22 protein-coding genes are annotated in these 23,797 nt (G+C 71.9%); 8 read left to right on the plus strand and 14 right to left on the minus strand.

What is annotated here, in order from left to right:
- Positions 1-3: 3 nt before the first annotated feature.
- Both ACGFYN_RS28555 and ACGFYN_RS28560 read right to left on the minus strand, forming a co-directional pair.
- The gene (locus tag ACGFYN_RS28555) at positions 4-1,137 is read right to left on the minus strand and encodes an acyl-CoA dehydrogenase family protein (protein WP_393868749.1); all 1,134 of its coding nucleotides are present in this window, start codon (positions 1,135-1,137) and stop codon (positions 4-6) included.
- Positions 1,137-2,330, minus strand: a complete 1,194-nt coding sequence (locus ACGFYN_RS28560; RefSeq protein ID WP_393868750.1) for an amidohydrolase family protein — start codon at positions 2,328-2,330, stop codon at positions 1,137-1,139. Before ACGFYN_RS28560 ends, ACGFYN_RS28555 begins: the two co-directional genes overlap by 1 nt.
- 152 nt (positions 2,331-2,482) lie before the next feature.
- On the opposite strand from ACGFYN_RS28560, the gene ACGFYN_RS28565 reads away from it, so the two are divergent.
- Positions 2,483-3,991: a class I adenylate-forming enzyme family protein gene (locus ACGFYN_RS28565; RefSeq protein ID WP_393868751.1), complete on the plus strand. Its 1,509-nt coding sequence runs from the start codon at positions 2,483-2,485 to the stop codon at positions 3,989-3,991.
- Here the strand turns inward: ACGFYN_RS28565 and ACGFYN_RS28570 are convergent.
- Together ACGFYN_RS28570 and ACGFYN_RS28575 are read right to left on the minus strand one after the other, a co-directional pair.
- A complete protein-coding gene (locus tag ACGFYN_RS28570) occupies positions 3,970-4,482 on the minus strand; it encodes an EF-hand domain-containing protein (protein WP_393868752.1) in 513 nt (170 codons plus the stop codon). The two genes, ACGFYN_RS28565 and ACGFYN_RS28570, sit on opposite strands and share 22 nt — an antisense overlap.
- A 145-nt stretch (positions 4,483-4,627) precedes the next feature.
- Positions 4,628-5,008, minus strand: a complete 381-nt coding sequence (locus tag ACGFYN_RS28575) for an STAS domain-containing protein (RefSeq protein ID WP_393868753.1) — start codon at positions 5,006-5,008, stop codon at positions 4,628-4,630.
- Positions 5,009-5,317: 309 nt separating this feature from the next.
- Here ACGFYN_RS28575 and ACGFYN_RS28580 point away from each other — a divergent pair, with 309 nt between their 5' ends.
- Together ACGFYN_RS28580 and ACGFYN_RS28585 are read left to right on the plus strand one after the other, a co-directional pair.
- Positions 5,318-5,899, plus strand: a complete 582-nt coding sequence (locus ACGFYN_RS28580) for a sigma-70 family RNA polymerase sigma factor (protein WP_393868754.1) — start codon at positions 5,318-5,320, stop codon at positions 5,897-5,899.
- Positions 5,896-7,269, plus strand: coding sequence for a maleylpyruvate isomerase N-terminal domain-containing protein (locus ACGFYN_RS28585; protein ID WP_393868755.1), 1,374 nt, complete (start codon positions 5,896-5,898; stop codon positions 7,267-7,269). The genes ACGFYN_RS28580 and ACGFYN_RS28585 overlap by 4 nt, the downstream gene beginning before the upstream one ends.
- Before the next feature lie 163 nt (positions 7,270-7,432).
- On the opposite strand, the gene purU is transcribed toward ACGFYN_RS28585, so the two are convergent.
- A complete protein-coding gene (gene purU, locus ACGFYN_RS28590; protein WP_393868756.1) occupies positions 7,433-8,314 on the minus strand; it encodes a formyltetrahydrofolate deformylase in 882 nt (293 codons plus the stop codon).
- 46 nt (positions 8,315-8,360) lie between these two features.
- Positions 8,361-8,861 (minus strand): hypothetical protein, encoded by a 501-nt coding sequence (locus ACGFYN_RS28595; protein WP_393868757.1) that lies wholly within the window; start codon positions 8,859-8,861, stop codon positions 8,361-8,363.
- 117 nt (positions 8,862-8,978) lie between these two features.
- On the opposite strand from ACGFYN_RS28595, the gene ACGFYN_RS28600 reads away from it, so the two are divergent.
- The gene (locus ACGFYN_RS28600; protein ID WP_393868758.1) at positions 8,979-10,286 is read left to right on the plus strand and encodes an ABC transporter substrate-binding protein; all 1,308 of its coding nucleotides are present in this window, start codon (positions 8,979-8,981) and stop codon (positions 10,284-10,286) included.
- Positions 10,287-10,326: 40 nt separating this feature from the next.
- On the opposite strand, the gene ACGFYN_RS28605 is transcribed toward ACGFYN_RS28600, so the two are convergent.
- Complete coding sequence (locus ACGFYN_RS28605; protein ID WP_393868759.1) at positions 10,327-12,009, minus strand: hypothetical protein; 1,683 nt, start codon at positions 12,007-12,009, stop codon at positions 10,327-10,329.
- A 167-nt stretch (positions 12,010-12,176) separates the two neighbouring features.
- Complete coding sequence (locus tag ACGFYN_RS28610) at positions 12,177-13,562, minus strand: transcriptional regulator (protein ID WP_393868760.1); 1,386 nt, start codon at positions 13,560-13,562, stop codon at positions 12,177-12,179.
- A 265-nt stretch (positions 13,563-13,827) separates the two neighbouring features.
- Here ACGFYN_RS28610 and ACGFYN_RS28615 point away from each other — a divergent pair, with 265 nt between their 5' ends.
- Genes ACGFYN_RS28615 through ACGFYN_RS28625 form a run of 3 tightly spaced genes read left to right on the plus strand, consistent with a single transcriptional unit; the run spans position 13,828 to position 16,908 of the window.
- Entirely contained in the window at positions 13,828-14,481 is a 654-nt protein-coding gene (locus ACGFYN_RS28615) for a bifunctional DNA primase/polymerase (RefSeq protein ID WP_393868761.1), read from the plus strand.
- 37 nt (positions 14,482-14,518) lie between these two features.
- Entirely contained in the window at positions 14,519-15,310 is a 792-nt protein-coding gene (locus ACGFYN_RS28620; RefSeq protein WP_393868762.1) for an ABC transporter ATP-binding protein, read from the plus strand.
- Positions 15,307-16,908 carry a transporter gene (locus ACGFYN_RS28625; protein ID WP_393868763.1) on the plus strand — a complete coding sequence of 534 codons (1,602 nt, stop codon included), beginning with the start codon at positions 15,307-15,309 and terminating at the stop codon, positions 16,906-16,908. The genes ACGFYN_RS28620 and ACGFYN_RS28625 overlap by 4 nt, the downstream gene beginning before the upstream one ends.
- Before the next feature lie 145 nt (positions 16,909-17,053).
- On the opposite strand, the gene ACGFYN_RS28630 is transcribed toward ACGFYN_RS28625, so the two are convergent.
- Positions 17,054-17,929, minus strand: a complete 876-nt coding sequence (locus tag ACGFYN_RS28630) for an alpha/beta fold hydrolase (RefSeq protein WP_393868764.1) — start codon at positions 17,927-17,929, stop codon at positions 17,054-17,056.
- A 518-nt stretch (positions 17,930-18,447) separates the two neighbouring features.
- Positions 18,448-19,140, minus strand: coding sequence for a metal-dependent transcriptional regulator (locus tag ACGFYN_RS28635; protein WP_393868765.1), 693 nt, complete (start codon positions 19,138-19,140; stop codon positions 18,448-18,450).
- Between the two features lie 239 nt (positions 19,141-19,379).
- Here ACGFYN_RS28635 and ACGFYN_RS28640 point away from each other — a divergent pair, with 239 nt between their 5' ends.
- Positions 19,380-20,135 (plus strand): SIS domain-containing protein, encoded by a 756-nt coding sequence (locus tag ACGFYN_RS28640; RefSeq protein WP_393868766.1) that lies wholly within the window; start codon positions 19,380-19,382, stop codon positions 20,133-20,135.
- Positions 20,136-20,158: 23 nt separating this feature from the next.
- Here ACGFYN_RS28640 and ACGFYN_RS28645 read toward each other — a convergent pair whose 3' ends face one another.
- The 4 genes from ACGFYN_RS28645 to pdxH form a co-directional block, all read right to left on the minus strand.
- Positions 20,159-21,565 (minus strand): PAS domain-containing protein, encoded by a 1,407-nt coding sequence (locus ACGFYN_RS28645; RefSeq protein WP_393868767.1) that lies wholly within the window; start codon positions 21,563-21,565, stop codon positions 20,159-20,161.
- A 136-nt stretch (positions 21,566-21,701) separates the two neighbouring features.
- The gene (locus ACGFYN_RS28650) at positions 21,702-22,139 is read right to left on the minus strand and encodes a GNAT family N-acetyltransferase (protein WP_393868892.1); all 438 of its coding nucleotides are present in this window, start codon (positions 22,137-22,139) and stop codon (positions 21,702-21,704) included.
- A gap of 11 nt (positions 22,140-22,150) precedes the next feature.
- The gene (locus ACGFYN_RS28655; protein ID WP_393868768.1) at positions 22,151-22,546 is read right to left on the minus strand and encodes a RidA family protein; all 396 of its coding nucleotides are present in this window, start codon (positions 22,544-22,546) and stop codon (positions 22,151-22,153) included.
- 320 nt (positions 22,547-22,866) lie between these two features.
- On the minus strand, positions 22,867-23,535 hold the full coding sequence (gene pdxH / locus ACGFYN_RS28660) for a pyridoxamine 5'-phosphate oxidase (RefSeq protein WP_393868769.1): 669 nt from the start codon (positions 23,533-23,535) through the stop codon (positions 22,867-22,869).
- Positions 23,536-23,797: the final 262 nt, after the last annotated feature.

Genomic DNA, 23,797 nt, shown 5'->3' on the forward strand with positions numbered 1-23,797 from the left:
AGCTCACCTTCCCTTCGGCAGTCCCAGCACCCGCTCGCCCACGATGTTCCGCTGAATCTGCGAAGTGCCCGCCGCGATCGTGTACGACAGCGACGACAGCCGGTCGAGCACCCAGGGCCGGTCCAAGTCCAGGGAGTCCGGTCCCAGAACCTCGGCGGCAGCGTCGTAGAGCTCCTGCCGGGCGTGCGAATAGCTCAGCTTGAAAACCGAACCCCCCACCCCCGGCACCCCGCCGGAGGCCTCCGCCTCGCTCACGTTCCACTGTGTGAGCCGCCACAGCGCCCGGAACTCGGCGTTGAGCCTGCCGAGCCGGCGCCGGAGCACGGGGTCGTCCCAGCGGCCGTTCTCCCGGGCCGCGGAGGCGAGTTCGCCCAGCACCCGCCGGCAGGCGACCACCTCGCCCACGAACGCCGTGCCGCGCTCGAAGGACAGCGTCACCATGGTCACGCGCCAGCCGTCGTTCTCCTCGCCGACCCGGTTCGCGGCCGGTACGCGCACGTCGTCGAAAAACACCTCGGCGAACTCGGCCGACCCGGCAAGGGTCCGCAGCGGCCGTACGGTGATCCCCGGGGCGTCCATGGGCATCGCGAGCCAGGAGATGCCCCGGTGTTTCGGCGCTTCGGGGTCGGTGCGGACCAACAGCTCGCACCAGTCGGCCACTTCGGCGTGCGAGGTCCAGATCTTCGAGCCGCGCACCACGTAGTCGTCGCCGTCCCGCCACGCGCGCGTGCGCAGTGCCGCGAGGTCGGAGCCGGCGTCCGGTTCACTGAAGCCCTGGCACCAGACCTCCTCGCCGCGCAGCACCGGCGGCAGCCAGCGCACCCGCTGCTCCGGCGTCCCCTCGGCGGCGATCGTGGGCCCCGCGTGCAGCAGCCCGACGAAGTTCGCCCCCACGTAGGGCGCACCGGCCCGCTCGGTCTCCTCCAGGAAGATCAGCCGGGTGGTCGGGGAGGCGTCCCAGTGGACGTCGGCGTACCCGGCCTCGTACAGCATCCGCTGCCAGCCGAGGTCGTACGCCCTGCGCGCGGGCCAGTCCCGCGGGGACGGCTTCGGCGGCAGCGTCGGCAGCGCCTTGCCGAGCCACTCCCGCAGCCGCGCCCGGAACTCCTCCTCCTGCGGGGTGTACGACAGGTCCACTAGCGGTCCAGGTCGAGGTCGAGCATGCGGATGGCGTTGCCCCGCATCAGCTTGTGGACGGTCTCGTCGTCGAGCCCCTTCACATGGTCGAGGGCGATCTCCTTGGTGTTCGGGAAGGTCGAGTCGACGTGCGGGTAGTCGGTCTCGAAGGTGGCGTTGTCCCGCCCGACGACGTCCAGCGAGGCGACCCCGTGCTTGTCGCGGAAGAAGCAGCAGAACATCTGCCGGTAGTAGTACGTCGACGGCGGCTCGGGCACCAGGTCCCTGACCCCGCCCCAGGCGCGGTGCTCCTCCCACACGTCGTCGGCGCGCTCCAGGGCATACGGGATCCAGCCCATCTGCCCCTCGGAGTAGGCGAGTTTGAGGCGCGGGAACTTCACGAGCACCCCGCTGAACAGGTAGTCCATCATCGAGGCCATGGCGTTGTTGAAGCTCAGCGACGCCTGGACGGCGGGGGGCGCGTCGGGGGACGCGGCCGGCATCTGGGAGCTGCTGCCGATGTGCATGTTGACGACCGTGCCGGTCTCCTGGCACACCGCGAAGAAGGGGTCCCAGTAGCCGGAGTGGATGGACGGCAGGCCGAGGTAGGTGGGGATCTCGGAGAAGGTCACCGCCCTGACGCCGCGCGCGGCGTTGCGCCTGATCTCCGCGACCGCCAGCTCCACGTCCCACAGCGGGATCAGGCACAGCGGGATGAGCCGGCCGCCGCTGTCGCCGCACCACTCCTCGACCATCCAGTCGTTGTAGGCGCGCACACAGGCCAGCGCGACCTCCTTGTCGTGCGCCTCGGCGAAGGTCTGCCCGCAGAAGCGCGGGAAGGAGGGGAAGCAGAGGCTGGCCTCGACGTGGTTGAGGTCCATGTCCTCAAGGCGCGCCTTCGGGTCCCAGCAGCCGCGCCGCATCTCGTCGCGGGTGATCCCCTCCAGGGTCATCTCGTCGCGGTCGAAGCCGACCGCGGCGATGTTGCGCTTGTACGGGAACTTCAGGTCCTCGTAGATCCACCAGTCGGTCGGCTGGCCCTCCGGGTCCATCGTGATCTGGTACTTGCCGGCGACGTAGGCGAGTTCGCCGATGCCCGCGGTCAGGGGCTGCGGGCCCCGTTCGCGGTACTTGGCCGGCAGCCACGTCTCGAAGAGGTGTGCGGGCTCGATCACGTGGTCGTCGACGCTGATGATGCGGGGCAGTTCGGTCATGGGTCCCCTCCGCCTGACGCGACTGATTTCTGATGGACCGTCAGATTCGCTTCGCCAAGCAGGCTAGTCCCGCGCCTCTGGACCGACAAGGCGCCGAGCCCTACGCTCTGCGCACGATCTGACAGCCCGTCAGTTAGGCCGAGGGGGCCGCCGTGAACGACACCGCCCACGCACTGAGCGCGTCCCGCACCCTCTGGGACCTTCTCGCCCGCCGCGCAGACCTCACCCCGGGGCGCCCGGTCCTCCTTCAGGACGACCGCTCCCTGAGCTTCGGCGAGCTGCGCGCGGGGGCCGAGCGCGTGGCGGCGGGCCTGTACGACATGGGCGTACGGCCCGGCACGGTGGTCGCCTGGCAGCTGCCGACCCGCCTGGAGACGGCCCTGCTGACCTTCGCGCTGGCCCGCCTCGGCGCCGTGCAGACGCCGATCATCCCCTTCTACCGCGACCGCGAGGTCGCCTTCGCCCTGCGCGAGTCCAAGGCCGAGTACTTCGCCGTCCCCGGCGAGTGGCGCGGCTTCGACCACACCGCGATGGCACGGCGGCTGGGCGCCAAGGGCATCTTCGAGGCCTACGACGACCTGCCCGAGGGGGACCCGTCCGTACTGCCCGCCCCGCCCGCCGAGGGCACCTCCGTGCGCTGGATCTACTGGACCTCGGGCACCACCTCCGACCCCAAGGGCGTGCTGCACACCGACCGTTCGCTGATCGCGGGCGGCTCGTGCCTCGCGCACGCGCTGCACCTGTCGGAGGACGACGTGGGCTCGATGGCCTTCCCGTACGCGCACATCGCCGGGCCCGACTACACGGTGATGCTGCTGCTGTACGGCTTCCCGGCGGTGATGTTCGAGCAGTTCGCGCTGCCGGACGCGCTGGAGGGCTACCGCCGGCACCGCGTGACGGTCGCGGGCGGCTCGACGGCGTTCTACTCGATGTTCCTCGCCGAGCAGCGCAAGCAGCCGGGCACCAAGGTCATCCCCTCGCTACGGCTCCTCGCGGGCGGCGGGGCGCCCAAGCCGCCGGAGGTGTACCACGCCGTCGTACGCGAGATGGGGGTGCAGCTCACGCACGGGTACGGCATGACCGAGGTGCCGATGATCACCATGGGGGCACCGGACGACACCGCGGAGAACCTGGCGACGACGGAGGGCCGGCCGCCGGAGGAGATGGAGATACGGATCGCCGGCGGGGAGGTGCGGCTGCGCGGGGAGGCCGTGTGCCGGGGCTATCTGGATGCGGCGCAGACAGCGGACGCCTTCGACGCGGAGGGGTTCCTGCGCACCGGTGACCTCGGGCACGTGACCGCGAGCGGGCATCTGGTGCTGACCGGGCGGCTCAAGGACGTGATCATCCGCAAGGGCGAGAACATCTCGGCGAAGGAGATCGAGGACCTGCTGGCCGCCCACCCGGCCGTCGGGGACGTCGCCGTGGTCGGGCTGCCGGACGCCGAGCGAGGGGAGCGGGTCTGCGCCGTGGTGGAGCGGCGGCCGGGGGCCGGTGACCCGACCCTGGACGCGCTGACCTCTTACCTGCGCGCGGAAGGGCTGTCGGTGCACAAGCTGCCGGAGCAGCTGGAGGTGGTGGACGCCCTTCCGCGCAACGACACCTTGCGCAAGGTGCTCAAGTACAGGCTGCGGGAGCGCTACTCCGGGACCGTGAAGTAGCGGGCGAAGGCCGGGACGATCTCCGCCTCGCCGACCCTGCCGTCGCCGTCGGTGTCGAGCACGGCGGCGCTCGCACTGGCGATGTCCTCGCCCACGCCCAGGATTCTCAGCACGCGCGCGGTGTCCTCGACGGTGGCCGCGCCGTCACCGTCGGTGTCCGCGACGGCGAGGGCCGCGTGCAGGAAGGGCCGGGCGATCTCGGCGAACCGGTCGGGGTTGTCGCGCAGCCGCTTGACCGCGCCGTTCACGAACTCCTCGCGGTCGATGCGCTGGTCGCCGTCGCGGTCCGCTATGCCGGCCATGCCCTGCCAGAACGCCTCGGCGCCGGCGTACAGCGCCTGGCCCTTGTCGGACCGCGCCGCGACACCGAACTCGGCGAGCAGCGCCTTGGCCGCCGCATTGAAGTCCTCGCGGTCGATATAGCCGTTGCCGTCCTGGTCGAAGGTGGCGAACCGGGCCGCGATCCTGCGCTCGTACTCGCTGCTGACCATGTCTTTCGGGCCGCCTCACGTCATGTCGGGTGCATCTGCACGGGAGCGTACGACGGAGCGGGACCTTCGGGCGGCGGAAAGCGACGCTTGTGCCAAGACCGGGGGAATTTTGGGACAACGATGTGGCAGGAGCGCCCGGCGCTTGCTAGGCGGAGAGCGGGCCCGCCTCCTCGGAGACTGCGTCGTCCACGTCGGCGTACACCTCGAACAGACGGCGCACGCCGAGCGCGCCGAGGACACGGTTGACATGGGAGCCGTCGACCGCACCCTGTGCCGGGAGTATCAGCCGCAGGCTGCCCTGGCAGGAGCGGATCAGCCGGCGGGAGGCGATGAGCACGCCGACACCGCTGGAATCGCAGAAGAAGACGTCGGAGAGGTCGAGGACGAGGCTGTGGCGGCCGTCCGCGACGACGTCGTGCACCCGCTGCCGCAGCACCGGCGACGTCACCAGGTCCAGTTCGCCCGACACGCTGAGCACGATCCAAGGGCCCTGCTCGCCGCCGGTCACATAGAACGCCACCACCATGCCTTTCGTTCGCCGGACCCCCTCGAACCGGAAGCCACTCCTTCGCTTCCTTGCAGCGCGGCTGCCCAGCCGCCGTTCCCTGAAACACGACACCAGAAACGAATAGCGATCGTAAACGGCTGGTTTTGTTCGGTATCGATCCTGTTCGATCAGATCTGAACCGGGTAGGCGGTGCTCCACTATCACCTCCGACCGCGCCGGGGGCGCCCAATGGCACAAAGGGGCGTGCGCTGTCGGAGGTGCCGACTACATTCGAGGAGAGGATGGACGCAGGCTGGGTCGAGGCAGACGTACGGGTGAGGGGGCCGCATGGCGAAGAAGGACGTACCGCCCCGCTGGGACCGCAAGATGCAGCAGCGGCTCGCACGCGGTGAGGCGGCCGCCCTCGGCGAGCTCTACGACCGGTTCGCCTCGCTCGTCCACGGCCTCGCCCACCGCGTCCTCGGCGACGAGCGCGCCGCCGACACCATCACCCGCGAGGTGTTCGTGCACGTCTGGGAGCACCCCGAGTCCTACGACCCGAGGCAGGGCCCGCTGCGCTCCTGGGTCGCGACGCTGACCCACCGCCTCGCCGTGCAGCGGCTGCGCGCCACCGAGACCGCCGCCATGGCCCAGGGCTCCGGCGGCTCCGCCGAGGAGCTGGAGCGCAGGGTCCGCCGCGCCTCGATCGCCGCGCGCGCCGACTACATCGTCCAGTCCATGCCCGTCCCGCTGCGCGCCGCCCTGGAGCTGGCCTACTTCCAGCGCCGCGACTACCGCCAGGCCGCGGCCGACCTCGGCGTCACCGAGGACGAGGCCCGCCGCCGGCTCCGCCTCGGCCTGCAACTGCTGTCCACCGCCCACGACGCCGGCGCACCCGGGGCCCCGCCCGGCTACGGGGGTGCGGCGTGAACGACGGAGGCAACGCCGACCGCTATGAGTCCGGCGGCTTCGAGGGCAGGGACGACAAGGGGGAGCAGGGCGGCAGGTCCGGGCGGCAGCACGAGCCCGGCGTCCCCGGCGGCCCCGCGAACGGCGGCGGCACCGGCAAGGACCCCGACCGGCCGCCCCGCATACCCATGCCCCGCTCGTCCGTGGAGGACGGCGGCCGGCCGCTGCCCGCGCTGGAGAGGCCTGACGAGCCGGCGCCGCGGCCCGTCCCGCTCGTGCTGGAGCACCGCGTGCTGAAGTCGCTCCTCGGCGCCTGGGCGCTGGCCGCCTGCTCGCCGGAGGAGACGGTCGCCGTCGAGGAGCATCTCGGCGACTGCGGCACCTGCGCCGAGGAGGCGCTGCGGCTGCGCGACGCGGTCGGCCTGCTGCACCCGCAGGAGACCCTCGACCTGGACCCGGCCCTGCGCACCCGCGTCCTGGACGGCTGCCTCGACCGGCGCCCGCCGCGCATCCCGGTGCCCGGGTGGGCGGCCCCGTACGACGCCGAGACCGCCCGCCTCGACGCCCTGCTGCAGGACATCGGGGACGCCGAGTGGCACGCGCCCGTGCGGCTGCGCTGGTTCGACGGCGAGGGCCCGGCGAGCCGTCGTACGACCGTCGCCGGCGTCATCGCCCACCTGCTGTCGGTCGACGGCCTGGTCGCGGTCGCCCTCGGCCTGGACGACCCGCTGGGCGACTGTGCCGCGGAGGGCCCCTCGCCCCGGACCCGCACGGAGACGTACTGGCGCACCACGCATGTCCCGCCCGGCCGCTCGGTCCGGGCACCCTGGCGGGAGCAGACCCACGACCTCGTGCGCACGGTGGGCTTCGCGGGCGGCGGCACCGGCTCCGCACGCCTCGCGGTCTCCTACGGCGACTTCGAACTGCCGCTGCACGACGCGATGGTGGACCGGGCCTTCGAGTGCTGGGTGCACGCGGAGGACATCGCCGAGGCGGTCGACTACCCCTACGGCCCGCCCGCCCCGCGCCACCTGCACCGCATGATCGACCTCGCGGCCCGCGTGCTGCCCGGCGCGCTGGCCCAGCGCCGCCGGACGGGGCTGGCCTCGCCCACCCACGGACGCCACCTCGTCCCGGCCGGCGAGCCCGGCCGCAGCCTGCGCCTGGAGATCGAGGGCTCGGGCGGCGGCGAGTGGCTGATCCCCCTCGACTCCCCCGCGGCGGTGGGCTCCGCCGAGCACGAGGTCGCCCATATCGCCCTGGACGGCGTGGAGTTCTGCCGCCTGGCCGCCGGGCATGTGCCTCCGGCGGATGCGGCGGTCGGTCAGGTCGGTGACAAGGAGGCGATCAGGGATGTCCTGTTCGCTGCGGCGTCCTTGAGCCGTCTGTAGGGGTGGGTTCGTGTGCGTCGGCGGCTGCAGATCGTCTGTGGCCGGTCGCGCAGTTCCCCGCGCCCCTGGGAGGCTTCACCGCAAGTTCTTTCAGGGGCGCGGGGAACTGCGCGACAAGCCACGACGCACCCGCACCCGCCGACGCACCCGGCCGCCCGAGCGACTAGGCGAACACGACCGTCCGGCGTCCGTTGAGCAGGATACGACGCTCGGCATGCCACTTGACGGCCCGCGCCAGCGCCTGGCACTCCACGTCCCGCCCCACCGCGACCAGCTGATCCGGCGTGACGTCATGCCCCACCCGCTCGACCTCCTGCTCGATGATCGGGCCCTCGTCGAGATCGGCGGTCACGTAGTGCGCCGTGGCCCCGATCAGCTTGACCCCCCGGGCGTGAGCCTGGTGGTACGGCTTCGCGCCCTTGAAGCTCGGCAGGAACGAGTGGTGGATGTTGATGATCTTGCCGCTCAGCTGCTTGCACAGATCGTCGGAGAGCACCTGCATGTACCGGGCCAGCACGACCAGTTCGACGTCGTTCTCACGAACGACCGCCAGCACCCGCGCCTCCGCGTCCGCCTTGGTCTCCTTGGTCACCGGAATGTGGTGGAAGGGGATCTCGTACGAGCCCACGAGCTCGGCGAAGTCGGTGTGGTTGGACACCACGGCGGCGATCTCCACCGGCAGCGCACCGATCCGCGCCCGGAACAGCAGGTCGTTCAGGCAGTGCCCGAACTTGCTGACCATGAGGACGATCCGCATCTTCTCGTCGGCCCGGTTGATCTGCCAGTCCATGTGGAAGGCGTCGCCGATGGCCGCGAAGCTCGCCCGCAGCTTGGCCACCGTCACCGGAGTCTCCGCCGAGAAGTGGACGCGCATGAAGAACAGACCCGTGTCGTGGTCGCCGAACTGCTGGCTGTCCTCGATGTTGCAGCCGGTCATGAAGAGGTAGCTCGACACGGCGTGCACGATGCCCTGCTTGTCGGGGCAGGAGAGCGTGAGGACGTACTGGTCACTGGCCGCCGCGGCTCGGGTGGACTGCTCGTTCATGCAGGACAGGGTCCCATACACGGGCCCGCGGACGGGCCCGGGTCCGCTAGGCGGACCGCGTCATGATCCGCAGCAGCTCGAGGGTGCGCGGCGGGGTGTCCGCGTCCTCGCCGTCGGCCGCGGCCATCCGCACATGCGCGTCCCGGGCCGCCCGGACCGCCTCCGGCCAGCCCTCGTTCTCGAAGTACGCGGAGACCTGGGCGTCCGGCCCCACCTGGTGCATGATCCGCAGCACCCGCAGCACGGCGGTGTCGACGAGGGCCGCCTCCTGGGAGTCCCGGAAGATCGTGCCGACGTACTTCTCGGCGGACCAGTTGTCCAGCCAGGTGTCCTCGACCAGGCGGTAGACGGCGTCGGTCACGTCCCCGTACCCGTCGACACCGGCCAGCCAGACGTCCCGCTGGAACACCGGGTCGGAGAGCATGTGCAGCGCGGAGCGCACATTGCTGCGCCAGCGCCACCACGGCATGTCGTTGAGTGGCATGCCGCCCATGGTGGGGGAGCGACGGCCACGGCGGGAAGAGTTCTCCGGAGCTTGCACGGTCACCGATCGTACGTTCTTCCGCTCAGGCGCCTCATCGACCCCTGCAATTCACCTTGCAGCCACCACTCGATAACCGTGGGTCACCCCCGGGTTGTTGATGTGGCGGAAGCGTGTGTGTCCATGACCGGTCGGCGACGCGTCCCCAACACCATCCGTCTCCTGCGCACCAGGCCTCGCAGAGCCACCGTGCTGTCGGCGGGGGCGTTGGCCGCGTGTGCGTCGCTCGCCGCCGGATGCGGGGTCATCCCCGGTGCCACGGGGGGCTCCGGGGATGACCCGATCACCGTCATGACGTGGGCCCCGGAGCAGACCAGCGCGACCAACAAGCCCGGCATGCCCGCCTTCGCCCGGGCCTACGCCCGCTGGATCAACGCCCACGGCGGCATCGCCGGACACAAGCTGAAGGTCCTGACCTGCAACGACCACAACGACAGCGTGGCCGCCGCGGAGTGCGCGACCACCGCCGTCAAGAACGACGTCGTCGCGGTCGTCGGCTCCTACAGCCAGTACGGCGACTCCTACCTGCCGACACTGGAGAGCGCCGGCATCCCCTACATAGGTGGCTACGGCGTCACCACCGCGGAGTTCACCAGCCCGCTGTCCTATCCGGTCAACGGCGGCCAGCCCGCCCTGCTGGCGGGTCTCGGCAAGGAGCTCTCCGGCGGCTGCGGCCCCGTGGCGCTCGTACGGCCCGACAGCATCGCGGGCGACGAGCTGCCCGCCATGCTCGACTCCGGCCTCAAGGTGGGCGGGCACCCGGACGCGGCGGACCAGCGGGCGGCGGACGACACCACCGAGTACTCGTGGCCCTCGCAGAAGGCGCTGAAGACGACCACGACCGACCCGGCGAAGAAGGGGTGCGTGATCCCCGCGCTCGGGGACCGCACCGACACCTTCATGGACTCCTTCCGGCGGGACCGGCAGGACTACCCCGCGGTGAAGACCGCCGCCACGCTCGACAGCGTCGACCAGACGGTGATCAACGAGTCCGGCGGGCAGTCCGGCCCGTACGAGGGGTCGTACATCACCGGCTGGTACCCGGTGGCCAACGACAAGCGCTGGGACCCCATGAAGAAGGTGATCCAGGAGCAGGCCTTCGGCGACAACCGCATCGACCCCGCGGACGCCGGCGTGCAGACGACCTGGATCGCGTACACGGTGTTCAAGGCCGCCGTCGAGTCGCTGGGCAGCGGCGACGTCACCGCCGACACCGTGCGCAAGGCCCTCGACGACGGGCTGAAGGTCGGCACGGGCGGGCTCACGCCGAAGCTGCACTGGGCCGACGAGAGCCGGCTGGCCGCCATCGGCTTCCCCCGCCTGGTCAACGCCGACGTGACGCTCCAGGTCGTACGCCAGGGCCAACTCGTGGCGGCGGACAAGGGGTTCGTCAACGCGACCAAGACGCTGGAGGGCGCGGACGTGCACTGAGGTGCACCTCCGCGCCCCCCGGCGCGTGTCCCGGCCGCCCCTAGAGCTGGGTCGGCTGGCGCTGGGTCAGTCCGTACGTCTTGGCGATGGCGTTCCACAGCCCGGCCGCCTGCACCTTCTGCTGGCTCGCGGTGCCGCTCGCGCGGTTGCCGGCCTGGGTCTGGCCGCTCGGGCGGGCCTGGCCCTTCTTGCAGCCCTTCTTGCCGCCCACCTGGTCGGCCCAGGCCGCGTAGTGGTTGTCGGCGGCGGCGGACGCCTGCCACGCCTTGGTGAGCGCGGTGGTCAGCGCCGCGTGGTTCGGGAGCTTGTCGACGGACAGGGCGGACAGCCGGGTGACCAGCTGGTTGCGCTGCTTCGCCGCGGCACGCAGATCCGAGGCCGCCTGGCCCTGGTTCTTGCACCCCTTGACGTCGGCCACCGCCCGGATCACCGAGGCACGGCTGTCGCCGCTGTCGGCCAGCAGCTTGTCCAGGGCGACGGCCTGCTGCTTCGCCGGGTCCGCGGCGGGCGACGCGGAGCCGTCCGTCGCCGGGGCCGTGGCGGAGACCGTCTGGTTCTTGTCCTTGCCGTCGCCGCCCCCGCCACCGCCGAGCAGCGCACCGGCGCCGACACCGAGGACGACGATGCCGATGCCGACGGCCGCGATGAGCGGTACCCGCGACCGGCCCTGGCCGCCGCCGCGTCTGCCGCCCCGGCCTTCGTCGCCGGGCGGGGCGTACGCGGGCGCGGGCTGCTGGGGACGCCCGTAGGACTGCTGGGGCTGCTCGAAGCGCGGCATCTGCTGGGTGGCCGCGGCCGGGCTCTCGCCGCCCGGCCCGCTGCGGAAGAGGTTGTCGAACTCGGCGGGCGGCTGCCGGTCCTCGCCCTGCGCCATGCCGTACGGCATGCCGCCGGGCTGGTCGGTCACCGGGGCGATGTACTGCGTGGCCTCGGCGTCGGGCCCGGACGCGGGCGGCATCGGCCCGGCGCCGGGCTGCTGCGCGTGCCCCAGGAACTGCGTCGCCTCGGAGGCGGCCGGTGCGCCGCCCACCTCGGGTGGCAGTGCTCCCGGCCCGACGGGGGGTATGTACTGCGTCGCCCCTTCGTCGGCCGGCGCGGTCATCGGCGGGATGAACTGCGTGGCGCCCTCGTCGGCGGCGGGCGGCAGCGGGCCGCCGTACGCGCCGGCGGCGGGCGAGCCGTAGCCGCCCGGGGCGGCGGGCGGCAGCGGGGCGCTCGCCGCGCCGTGGTCCTGGCCGGCGTACCCGTCGGCGGGCGGCAGGGGCGCGGAGTGGCGGCCCTGCCGGGGCGGCGGGAGGGCCGCGCCGGGGGCGCCGTAGGACGAACTCTCCGGCGGCAGCGCGGCCGAGGGGTCGGGCGCGGGCGCGCCCCACTGGTCCGCCTGCGGCTGGTGCTGCTCGGGCGTGCTCCACGACTGGGTCTGCGGCGTTCCCCAGCCCTCGCCCTGCGCCGGGGCCGGGCTCTGCTGCTCGCCGGGGCCCCAGGGCGTGCCCCAGGCCTGTCCCACGGTCGGGGCTCCGGCCTGCGGGCCGCCGTACGAGCCGTTGGCGTCGTACGGGCCGGTGGCGTCGTGCGAGCCGCTGTGCCGGCCGTTGTACGGACCGACCGGGGCCTGTGCGCCCAGCATGCCCGGCAGCAGCGGTTCGCTTCCGTCCGAGGGCAGCACGATGCCTTCGCGCGCTTCGCGCTGCGAGGGCTCCTCGCCCTGTCCACTCTGCGTCACCGGGACTCCTACGAATGGGGGACCTTCGGAATCGTCGGCTCACGCTACCGGGTCCTCCGAGCCGGGTGCCACGCAGCTCTGGGCCTAACCTCCTTCCCTGTGACAGCAGTAACAAAACCGGTCTACAAAGCGCTGTATGTGTCCATGTTTCGCGGCTCGCACGGCGCTCAGGCCGCTGCCTGCACGCCCATGCGCGCCCCGAACTCCCTTACCACCGGCTCGTCCTGATACGGCTCCAGCCGCTGCTGGAAGTCCTCGAGGTAGTCGGCGCCCCGATTGGAGCGCAGGGTCTCGAGGAGGTCCACCGCCTTCAGCCCGGTGCTGCAGGCCTGCTCGATCTCGCGCTGCTGCACCAGCGCCGTGGCCAGCAGGACGTAGCCGATGGCCCGCCTGCGCGCCTTCGTCTCCGGGAGCCGGTCCAGCGCCTCCTGCGCCTGCCGTGCCGCCGCGTCGGCCTGGCCGAGGTCGCGGTGGCAGTGCGCCAACTCGTCGGCGAGATACGCCTCGTCGAAGTGCGAGATCCACGCCGGGTCGTCCCCGGAGGCGGAGTCGGCGGCCTCAAGTGCCGTGACGGCACGCCCCGATGCCCCGGCGGTCGCGCGCGCGTCGCCCATCAGCGCGTGCCCGCGCGCCTCCGCCGCATGGAACATCGCCTCCGCGCGCGGGGTCACGCGCCCCCGCGCCCCTTCCTGCGCCGCCCGTGCCAACTGCGCGATCTCACGCGGGTTTCCGAGCTGCGCGGCGAGGTGGCTCATGGAGGCGGCGAGGACGTATCCGCCGTAGGCGCGGTCGCCCGCGGCCTGTGCGAGGCGCAGGGCCTGGATGTAGTAGCGCTGGGCGAGCCCCGGCTGGCCGGTGTCGACGGCCATGTAGCCCGCGAGCTCGGTCAGCCGGGCCACCGCGGCGAACAGGTCGCGCCCGACCGCCTCCCGGTACGACCCCGCCAGCAGCCCCGAGACGACGCTGTTGAGGTAGTGCACGACCACCGGGCGCACATGCCCGCTGCCGTACTGGTGGTCCAGGTCGGTGAGCGCCTGCGTCATCGCGCGCACGGCGGCCACGTCGGACTGCCCCACCCGTGGCCCCGCCGAGCGCGAGACCTGCGAGTCGGGCGCGGAGATCAGCCAGTCACGGCTGGGCTCCACGAGCGCGGAGGCGGCGACGGAGGAGCCGGACAGGAAGTCCCGGCGCCCCACGTCGCTGCGCCACAGCTCGCAGACCTGCTCGATGGCTCCCAGTACCGTCGGCGAGAACTGGAGGCCGACGCCCGAGGCGAGGTTCTTGCCGTTGGCCATGCCGATCTCGTCGATCGTGACCGTGCGGCCCAGCTTGCGGCCCAGCGCCTCCGCGATGATCGCCGGGGCGCGTCCGCGTGGCTGCTGACCGCGCAGCCAACGGGCCACGGACGTCTTGTCGTAGCGCAGGTCGAGACCGTGCTCGGCGCCGCACATGTTGACCCGGCGGGCGAGCCCGGCGTTCGAGCACCCCGCCTCCTGGATGAGCGCCTGCAACCGTTCGTTCGGCTGTCGCGCGACGAGAGGCCTTGCGGCCATGGCGTACCCCCTGGGAACAACCCCTGAAGCGAAAAGATCCGGCCGTGAAGATCAATGCCCCGGTGCCGTACGTAAAATGCGAGGCTTGCGCGGATTGCCGGGGTAAGAACCTGTGTCGACCCCGCATGTGGCTACCCAGATCACGCGGGGGTTCCTCCTGCGCGCCCCCACACATGCATCCATGCGCCCCAGCCGTGGAATCGATGCTCCTCCCCCGCGCGCGATACGGCCGTAACCCGAGGTGGGTGCGGGAGTTGAGTTCATCGTGGAAGAGACGATCGCGGGAACCGAAGCCGCTCAGATTCCGAAGCAGCGCGGGGACTCGCTGCTGGAGACCGCCGTACGCTACGCCGAGGAGCGCCACTGGGACGTCTTCCCCGGTACCTGGCTGGAGGCCGTCGACGGGGTGCAGCACTGCTCCTGCTCCGACCCCGCGTGCGCCGCCCCCGGCGCGCATCCGGCGCGCGAGGACTGGGCGACGCTGGCCACGGGCAGCGCGACCGTCGCCCGCCGGATGTGGCAGAAGCAGCCGACGGCGTCGATCCTGCTGCCCACGGGCCGTACGTTCGACGCGATCGAGGTGGCGGAGAGCGCGGGCTTCCTGGCCCTCGCGCGTATGGAGCGCATGGAGTTGACGCTCGGCCCCGTGACCGTGACCCCGAACCGGCGCATGCACTTCTTCGTCCTGCCCGGCGCGGCCGTGAAGGTGCCGGAACTGGTGCGCAAGCTGGGCTGGTCACCGGCGTCCCTGGACCTGGTCGCGCTCGGCGAGGGGGCGTACGTGGCCGCGCCGCCCACCCGCTTCGGCTCCCGCGGCGCCGTGCAGTGGGCCTGCCGCCCGACCCCCGCCAACCGCTGGCTGCCCGACGCCGAGGAGCTGATCTCCCCCCTCGCCTACGCCTGCGGACGCGACCGCTGACGCGCCCGCCCGGGGACGAACCCCTAGGGTTTCCCGCATGACAGAGGGAATTGAGGTCGGTACCGCCGCCGTGCGCGTGCGAGGGCTCTGGAAGCGGTTCGGGCAGCAGGTCGCCGTCGCCGGGGTCGATCTCGACCTGCCGGCGGGCAAGTTCATCGGGCTGGTCGGACCCAACGGCGCCGGGAAGACCACCACTCTCTCCATGGCCACGGGGCTGCTGCGGCCCGATCAGGGGAGCGTCGAGGTCGTCGGCCACGACGTGTGGCAGGACCCCGCGGCGGTGAAGGCCCGGATCGGGGTGCTGCCGGAGGGGCTCCGGCTCTTCGAGCGACTCTCCGGACGTGAACTCCTCGGCTACAGCGGGCGGTTGCGCGGGCTGCCTGGCGCCGAGGTCGACAAGCGGGCCACCCAGCTGCTCGACGTGCTCGACCTGGCCGGCGCCCAGCACAAGCTCGTCGTCGACTACTCGACGGGCATGCGCAAGAAGATCGGCCTCGCGGCCGCACTCCTCCACAATCCCGAAGTGCTCTTCCTGGACGAGCCGTTCGAGGGCGTCGACCCGGTGTCCGCCCAGATCATCCGCGGGGTGCTCGAGCGGTACACCGCCTCGGGCGCCACCGTCGTCTTCTCCTCCCACGTCATGGAGCTCGTGGAGTCCCTGTGCGACTGGGTGGCCGTCATGGCCGCCGGCCGCATCCGCGCCCACGGCACCCTCGCCGAGGTGCGCGGGCAGGCGGCCTCGCTCCAGCAGGCGTTCCTCGAACTCGTGGGCGCGGGCGGCCGCGACACCGGCTCCAACCTCGACTGGCTGGGCGGCGGGGCACGATGACGACCGAAGCGAACATCACCCCCGTCGTCGTACGGCTGAAGCTGTCGCTGCTGCGCAACGGACTCAAGCAGTCCGGCGGGCGGCGGGCCGCCTACATCGTCTCGGCCGTGGTCGTGGTGCTCTTCGGGGCGCTGCAACTGCTCGGGCTGATCGTCCTGCACGGGAACGCGCACGCCCTGTCCGTGGTCACGCTGCTGGTGGCCGTCCTGGCGCTGGGCTGGGCCGTGATGCCGCTGTTCTTCCCGAGCGGCGACGAGACCCTCGACCCGACCCGGCTGGTGATGCTGCCGCTGCGGCCCCGGCCGCTGGTGCGGGCGCTGCTCGCGGCCTCGCTGGTGGGCATCGGGCCGCTGTTCACCCTGCTCCTGCTGACCGGTTCGGTGGTCGCGGTCGCGCACGGCGGTGCGGCCTACGCCGTCGGCGTCGTGGCCGTCGTCCTCGCGCTGCTGGTGTGCGTGGCCCTGGCGCGGGCCGTCGCCGCCGCCAACATCCGGCTGCTGACCAGCCGCAAGGGCCGTGATCTGGCGGTGCTGAGCGGGCTGGTCATCGCGATCGGGGCGCAACTGGTCAACTTCGGCGCACAGCACCTGGGTTCGTCCGGCATCTCGCAGCTCGACCCGGTGGCCGACGTACTGAAGTGGGTACCGCCCGCGTCGGCGATCGGCGCGGTCCGCTCGGTGAGCGAGGGCTCGTACGGCACCGCGGTCGCACAACTGGCGCTGAGCGCGGCCGCGTTGTTCGCGCTGATCGCCGTGTGGTCGCGCCATCTGACGAAGTTGATGACCTCCCCCGACGGCTCCACCCTCCAGGCCGCCACCGACCGGCCCACCACCCGTGAGCGCTCGGCCGGCGGCCTCGCCCGGCTGCTGCCGGCCGGCCGCACCGGCACGGTCATGGAGCGCAGCCTGCGCTACATCTGGCGTGATCCCAAGACCAAGGCCGCCTGGGTGACCTCGCTCGCCATCGGACTGATCGTGCCGGTGTTCAACGCGCTGCAGGGCACCGGCTCGATCTACTTCGCGTGCTTCGCCGCCGGCATGCTCGGCATCCAGATGTACAACCAGTTCGGGCAGGACACCTCGGCGTTCTGGATGGTCGCCACGACCATCTCCTCGCCGCACGACGCCTATGTGGAGCTGCGCGGGCGGGCCCTGGCCCTGCTGGTGATCACCCTGCCGTACGCCACCCTCGTCACCGTCCTGACCACCGCGATGCTCGGCGACTGGCCCCGCCTGCCCGAGGTGCTCGGCCTCTCCTTCGCCCTCCTCGGCGCGATGCTCGCGACCGGCGCGTGGACCTCCGCCCGCTTCCCGTACTCCATCCCGCAGGAGGGCTACAAGAACGTCGCCCCGGGCCAGACCGGCCTCGCCTGGATCTCCATCTTCGGCGGCATGGTCTCCGCGGCCCTGCTGTGCTCCCCCGTCATCGTCGCGGCGATCTGGGTCGGCATCGCGAAGAACGGCGACGCGTGGGGCTGGCTCCTCCTCCCCCTGGGCACCGTCTACGGCGCCGCGATCACCTGGTCCGGCCTACGCCTCGCAGCCCCCCGCACAGCGGCCCGCCTACCGGAAATCCTGACGGCGGTGAGCAAGGGCTGACGCTTGCGGGTCCAGGGCGCAGGGGACCGCAGTGTCTTCAGGGGCGCGAGGAACTGCAGGTTTAGGGACGCGGGGAACTGCGCGAGAAACCACGACGCACCCGCACCCGCCGACACCACCGGGACCCCCACCTCACCAGGCGCCCCTAAACCCCCCGCACCTCATCAAGAAACGGCTCAATCGCAACCCGCCACCCCTCCGGCTGGTCGTAATGCACGAGATGCCCCGCATCGGCAACCTCCGCATACTCCCCCCGCGGCAGCACCCGCACCATCTCCTGCGCCTCGGCCCGCCCCAGCTCCCCGTCCAGCCCCCGCACGACCAGCGCGGCACACCGCACCTGCGCCAGCTCCTCCCAGTGCGCGTCGTACACCCACGTCTCACGCGACCTCAGCATCTGATCGGGCACGAACACGGGCCGCCAGCCGTCGGCGGACTCATGCATCACCTCGGCGTAGAACTCCCCCCGCGCCGCATTGGGCCGCTCCACCCACGGATCGTCCTCACCGAACCACTTCCGTACGTCGGCCAGCGTGGCGAACGGCACCGGCCAGGCCTCGAACCACGCCGACCACTCCCGCTGCGAGGCCGCGCCCAGCGCCGACGCCCGCATGTCGCAGATGATCACGCCCCGCACCAGGTCGGGCCGGGCCGCGGCGAGCTGCCAGGCGGTCAGCGCGCCCATGGCGTGGCCGATGAGGACGGCCGGGGCGAGGCCGAGCTGCTCCAGGGCGGCCTCGGCGTCCTGGACGTAGGCCTCACGCGTGAAGGCGGCCTGCGGGGACTTGTCGCTCTGGCCGTGACCGCGCTGGTCGAGCGCGACCGCACGGTGCCGCTCGGAGAGCCAGCGGGCGGTGGACGCCCAGTGCGAGGCGCGGCCCATCAGGCCGTGCAATAACAGCACGCCCGGGGTGTCCTCGCCCGTCGCGCCGTCCGCCGGGTCGGTCTTGGGCGGGTCGCCGAACTCCCACGCCGCGAGGCGTACACCGCCCGCCCCGGTCACGTCGATGCGTCGCGCCATGGTTCTGGTACCCCCCTGGCTCCGTGAACCGCGTCCTGCCTTGTGCTGCGGATACCCGGTCCCTGTGCGCCACTCCCCAGCGCCCGTCCCGCGTGACCGTCAACCGCAGGCTATCGAATGGTTATTCGAAAATGCTGTATCTGCGAGCAACACCCCTCGTACGAGTGACCTCGCCGAGGCATGATCGCCGCCGCCGAGGGGAGATCTTCTGCGGGGAGCGGACCGCTCGGGGAAAACGGTCCGTGGGGATGACCCTGGGAGCTCGGGGCTCCGGGTCAGCACAGGGGAGGACAGGCCCCGGCGCCGCACGGCGCCGGGGCCATCCACACGTCTGCGGCACATCCTCCCGCCCCCTCCGGTCATATGCCTCACGCGACAGCCTTGCACGCGAATCGTCCGGGCGCTTGCGATTTCGGCCACCGGACCGTGACCTCGAAGCGGTTGCCGGAACGCCCGCAGGGCGCCTCAAATACCCCTGGGGCAACGGAGGTTGAGGATTGCCCGAGGTCCGGCCGGACTCAGCGCTTGGCGACGAACACGTGGGAGGCGACGTCCGACTCCAGCTCGGCCGCCTCGCCGCCGCTGCCCACCAGCACACCGCCCGCCGACTCCGTCACGCTGACCACCGAACCGGGCTGCACACCCGCGCGCCGCAGCGTGTACATCAGCTGCGCGTCCGTCTGGATCGGCTCGCCGATGCGGCGCACCACGACGGTCTTGCCGTCGGCGCCCGGGTCGAGGTCCGCCAGCGAGACCATGCCCTCGTCCAGGAACGGGTTGGCGCCGTCCTTCTCGCCCAGCTCCTCCAGGCCCGGGATCGGGTTGCCGTACGGCGACTCGGTCGGGTGGCGCAGCAGCTCCAGCACGCGCCGCTCCACGGCCTCGCTCATCACGTGCTCCCAGCGGCACGCCTCGGCGTGCACCTGCTCCCACTCCAGGCCGATCACATCGACGAGCAGACACTCGGCGAGGCGGTGCTTGCGCATCACGCGCGTGGCGAGGCGGCGGCCCTCGTCCGTGAGCTCCAGGTGGCGGTCGGTGGCGACGGACACCAGGCCGTCACGCTCCATCCGCGCCACCGTCTGGCTGACGGTCGGCCCGCTCTGGTCCAGGCGCTCGGCGATCCGGGCCCGCATGGGCACCACACCTTCCTCCTCCAGCTCGAGGATGGTGCGGAGATACATCTCCGTGGTGTCGATCAGTCCGGACATACATGCCCCTCGGTGAGATCTGCCGGAAGCACGACGGCTTCCCGGCGCGTGCGCTGGCCCTGGCTCCAATTCTGACGCATACCACTGACAACCGTGCCGCGCCGTTGAAACCAGGGGCTTGCGCCCCGTGCGCCACGGGGCTCCCACCACCGTATTGACACGGCACTGGTCCAGACCGCACGGTGATCCGCGACACAGACACCCGCACAGACACCCGACGCCGTACCGGAAGGGCCCGCATGAGCGACGGCAAACCGGCCGACCAGTTCTTCGACGCCGCGATCGATCTCCTGCGCCGGGTCCGGGACGAGGAGGCGGAGTCCATCACGGCGGCCGGCACGCTGCTCGCCGACACGGTCACCGAGGGCGGACGGCTCTTCGCCTTCGGCGCCGGGCACTCCTCGCTCGCCGCACAGGACGTCGTCTACCGCGCGGGCGGCCTCGCCCTGATGAACCTGCTGACCGTGCCGGGCGTCGTCGGCGTCGACGTCCGCCCGGCCACACTGGGCTCCGCCCTGGAGCGCGTGGACGGCCTCGCGAGCGTGGTCCTCGACTGCTCCCCGCTGCGCACCGGGGACGCCCTGGTGATCATCTCCCTCTCCGGCCGCAACGCCCTCCCCGTGGAGATGGCCATGAAGGCGCGCGAGCTCGGCGTGAAGGTCATCGGCGTGACCTCGGTGGCGTACGCGACCGAGACCCGTTCCCGGCACGCCTCGGGCACCTATCTGCGCGACCACTGCGACGTCGTCCTGGACTCCAAGATCGCCATCGGCGACGCGACCCTCACCCTGGACACGGTCCCGGCCCCCTTCGCACCGGCGTCCACCGTCGTCACCAGCGCGATCCTCCAGTCCGTCATGGCCACCGCGGCCGGCGCCCTCGCCGCCCGCGGCATCGAGCCCCCGCTCCTGCGCTCGGGCAACGTGGACGGCGGCCACGAGTGGAACACCCAGGTGATGAAGGAGTACGGCGACCGGATCTTCTACCAGCACTGACGCCGCCCGCGGGCGCGTCCGGCCTAGCCGTCGCGCCCCAGGACGCCCGCCAGATCCAGCGCCGTCGCGATCCGTACGGCCACGTCCTCCGCGTACACCGCGTCGGACCGCTCGAACGTACTCCGCCCGCCCCCGCGCAGAAACGTCACGACACCGAGCGTCCGCCCGCGGCTCCGCAGCACCGCGCACAACGCGTGCACCGTGTCCGCGGACCACTGCCGCGCCACCGCCCACTCCCGCGCCTGCTCCGCCGGCACCGCACCCACGGTCGCCCGCACGGACCCCGTCCGCTCCACGCACTGCAACGCCGGATGCCCCTGCGCATAACGCACCGGCAGCCCCGCCTCACCGGTGAGCAGGCTCGGCCCCGGCGCCCCGGACGGCGTCGCGGTGACCCGCACCAGCCGCACGGGACCCCCCTCCCCGTCGGCCACCGCACCGCCCGCGACCCGGTCGATCAGCGCGTGGTCGGCGAACCCGGCGAGCGCGAAGTCGAGATGGACGGTCGCCGCCTCCCGCGGATCCTCGCACTCCGCGGCCGCACGCGCCGCCCGGTGCAGCTGGTTCGCCCGGAACCGCAGCTGCGCCGCCTCCTGCTCACCCTGCTTGCCCGCGGTCACGTCCACGAAGAGCCAGGCGACCCCCAGCGGCACCGGCTCCTCCGCCAGCGGCGAGGCCAGGCGTACGAAGCCGCAGCGCCAGCACCGCCGCTGCTCACCCTCCGCCGTCCGCACGCTCACCCAGATCTCGGCCGGCGCGGGCGGCGCGCCCTCCGCGAGCACATGCGTGAGCGCGCTCTCCAGCTCCTCCACTCCCTGGGCGAGCAGCTCGCCCAGCGGGCGGCCCAGCGCGGACGTACGCCCTATGCCGAGGGCACGCGCGGCGTGCGCGTTCACCACGGCGGGCCGCAGGTCGGCGTCGACCAGTACGACACCCCAGCTCGCGTCCTCGAACAGCGCCTCGCTCAGCGCGATCGACCGCTCCAGGTCGATCTGCGCGTGCACCTCGCTGAAGGCGCAGTACACGCCTGCGGGCTTGCCGTCGGGCCCACGCACCGCGGCGGACTGCGTGCGCACCAGCACCCGCCCGCCGTCCTTCGTCAGCAGCGCGAACTCGTGCACCTGCCGTCCGGGGGCCTCCATGGCGGACATCAGCCGCGCCTCGACCTCCTGGGCGTCCGCCTCGCGCACCGCCCATCCGGCGAACCCGTGCCGCCCGACCGCCTCGGCGGCCGTCCAGCCCAGAATCCGCTCGGCCTCGCGGTTCCAGTGGGTCACCACACCGCCGGCGTCGAAGGCGCACAGCGCCGCGTCCATCCCGTCGAGCAGCGCGGCCAGCAGATCGGAGCCGTCAGGGCCCGCCGGACCTACCGGCTCGGGCTCGTCCGGCCCCAGCTCGTCGGTGGTCCCACTACGCCGGGAAGCACTCACCTGGACCCCCTGCCAAGCTGCGGCGTCCGCACCTACAGCGCGTCGGTTCGCTCACTTGCAATCATCCAACCTGAACGTGACACAGCACACACCGAGTTCCCCAAGATTGAAGGAATCGTTGCAACGCCGGCCACTCCTATGATCCGCCGTCCACCAGCCGAAGATCAATCCACAGATCGTCCTCGCCGTCCAGCACATACCGCTCGACCTCGACGAACCCATGCTTTTCGGCAAAGCGCAGGCCGTCCTCGTTGACCGCCAGAACGCATGTCTCGACCACGCCTGCCCGCAGCACGCGCGCGTAAGCGAGCCCCTTGAGGTAAAGCGCCGTCCCGAAGCCCCGCCTCCGGTACGCGGGCAGCACGCGCGCGATGACGGTCGCCACCGCGTCCGCGTCCCCGGGCGGCCGTACGGTCGAACAGCCGACGAGCTCGTCACCGACGTAGGCGTTCTCCAGCCGGTACCGCCCCGCCCGCTCCCGCACCTCGTCGAGGGACATCGCCGCGGGCGGCACGATCACGTTGTGCACATGCCGCCACTCCTCGAGCATGGCGTCCCCGGCCACCGGCTCCATCCGCAGACCGGTCACGCGGGCTCCCCGTTCCGCCGCGCGTACACCTCGATCTCGATCTTCATCCGGGGATCCGCGAGCCCGACGACCATCATCGTCGCGGCCGGCCGGACGTCCCCGAACACCCTCCGCAGGACCGGCCAGCACGGCTCGAAGTCGGCGCGCTCGGGCAGCAGATAACGCACCCGTACGACATCGCCGAAGCCGCACCCCGCCTCCGTGAGCGCCGTGCCGATGTTCCATATGCACTGCTCGGCCTGCTCGACCACGTCGTCGGAGATCGTCATCGTCGTGTAGTCGAACCCGGTCGTCCCGGAGACATGCACCCACTCCCCGTCCACCACGGCCCGGGCATACCCGATCTGCTCCTCGAAGGTCGACCCACTGAGGATCGCGCGTCGCTGCGTCATGGGCGAAACGCTAGGTCACGGGCCTGAGTCAAAAAAGAGGTTGATCGTGCGCCGAGCGGTTCTTAGGGTGTGGCGTACACGAGAAGGGAGGTGGTTCGGCAGATGTATGAATACCGGACGCGTGAGGTGGCTGCGGGCTAGCGGCTCGTCACCACATCCAGTGCGGTGCCGGACCAGCACGTGAGAGAAACGTGCAGCCGGCCCAATCCCAGCAGTCACCCGACCCGCGAGCTCGCCGGTACGTCCGGCCGGCTCCCTGCCGTAAGGCGGGGAACCCGAGCTCGCGGGTCGTCTGCGTTCCAGGAGCGTCCAGCGGCTCCTCAGGGACTGAGCCGCTCCACCTGCCAGCCGCCGTCCGCCCGCGCCACGTACCGCAGCCGGTCGTGCAGCCGGTTCTCGCGGCCCTGCCAGAACTCCACCGACTGCGGGGCGACCCGGAAGCCGCCCCAGTGCGGCGGGACCGGGACCTTCTCGCCCTCGGGGTAGCGCGCGGCCAGCTCGGCGTACGCGGTGTCGAGTTCGGTGCGGCCGGAGATCACGCTCGACTGGGCGCTGGCCCAGGCGCCGAGCTGTGAGCCGTGCGGGCGGGTGCGGAAGTAGGCGGCCGTCTCGTCGCGCCCGGTGCGGCGGGCGATGCCCGAGACGATGACCTGGCGTGCCATCGGGTGCCAGGGGAAGAGCAGCGAGACGTACGGGTTCTCCGCGAGGTCGCCCGCCTTGCGAGAGGCGTAGTTGGTGTAGAAGACGAAGCCCTGCTCGTCGAAGCTCTTCAGCAGTACGGTGCGCGAGCTGGGGCGGCCCTCGGCGTTCGCCGTGGAGACGACCATGGCGTTCGGCTCGAAGAGATGGGCCTCGGTCGCGGCCTGTCCGAACCAGCGGGCGAACTGGGCCACCGGGGTCGCGGGCAGGTCGGTCTCGGCGAGACCCTCGGCCCGGTACTGCCTGCGCATCGCGGCGGGGTCGAGGGGGACGGCGTCTCGGTCGGTCACGCGGTCATCTTGCCGTACGCGCGCGTGCCGTCCGGAGGGGTGTCCTTCATGATGGGAGAGTCGGAGGTGGCACTGAGTGCCGCGGAGTCTCCCCAAAACTGGCACTCGGAGATATCGTGCTGGTCCGTTCTGGTTGAGCGACCAGTCGTACGGGGCATCACCACCGTGGCCACCCAGGACCACGAGTCGCACGAGCGGCCGGGGATCCGGCGGTGGGCCGCCCCTTGAGTCGTGCATATCCGCCGTACACATCACGAGGAGC

This window comes from Streptomyces sp. NPDC048419 (assembly GCF_043200415.1).
Classification (GTDB): domain Bacteria; phylum Actinomycetota; class Actinomycetes; order Streptomycetales; family Streptomycetaceae; genus Streptomyces.

Coding starts and splice junctions, on each gene's coding strand:
- ACGFYN_RS28610 (WP_393868760.1), bottom strand. CDS start 13,562: ATGGCCGCAAGGCCTCTCGTCGCGCGACAGCCGAACGAACGGTTGCAG.
- ACGFYN_RS28640 (WP_393868766.1), top strand. CDS start 19,380: ATGAGCGACGGCAAACCGGCCGACCAGTTCTTCGACGCCGCGATCGAT.
- ACGFYN_RS28650 (WP_393868892.1), bottom strand. CDS start 22,139: ATGGAGCCGGTGGCCGGGGACGCCATGCTCGAGGAGTGGCGGCATGTG.
- purU (WP_393868756.1), bottom strand. CDS start 8,314: ATGAACGAGCAGTCCACCCGAGCCGCGGCGGCCAGTGACCAGTACGTC.
- ACGFYN_RS28575 (WP_393868753.1), bottom strand. CDS start 5,008: ATGGTGGTGGCGTTCTATGTGACCGGCGGCGAGCAGGGCCCTTGGATC.
- ACGFYN_RS28625 (WP_393868763.1), top strand. CDS start 15,307: ATGACGACCGAAGCGAACATCACCCCCGTCGTCGTACGGCTGAAGCTG.
- ACGFYN_RS28630 (WP_393868764.1), bottom strand. CDS start 17,929: ATGGCGCGACGCATCGACGTGACCGGGGCGGGCGGTGTACGCCTCGCG.
- ACGFYN_RS28580 (WP_393868754.1), top strand. CDS start 5,318: ATGGCGAAGAAGGACGTACCGCCCCGCTGGGACCGCAAGATGCAGCAG.
- ACGFYN_RS28560 (WP_393868750.1), bottom strand. CDS start 2,330: ATGACCGAACTGCCCCGCATCATCAGCGTCGACGACCACGTGATCGAG.
- ACGFYN_RS28620 (WP_393868762.1), top strand. CDS start 14,519: ATGACAGAGGGAATTGAGGTCGGTACCGCCGCCGTGCGCGTGCGAGGG.
- ACGFYN_RS28635 (WP_393868765.1), bottom strand. CDS start 19,140: ATGTCCGGACTGATCGACACCACGGAGATGTATCTCCGCACCATCCTC.
- ACGFYN_RS28600 (WP_393868758.1), top strand. CDS start 8,979: ATGACCGGTCGGCGACGCGTCCCCAACACCATCCGTCTCCTGCGCACC.
- ACGFYN_RS28655 (WP_393868768.1), bottom strand. CDS start 22,546: ATGACGCAGCGACGCGCGATCCTCAGTGGGTCGACCTTCGAGGAGCAG.
- ACGFYN_RS28570 (WP_393868752.1), bottom strand. CDS start 4,482: ATGGTCAGCAGCGAGTACGAGCGCAGGATCGCGGCCCGGTTCGCCACC.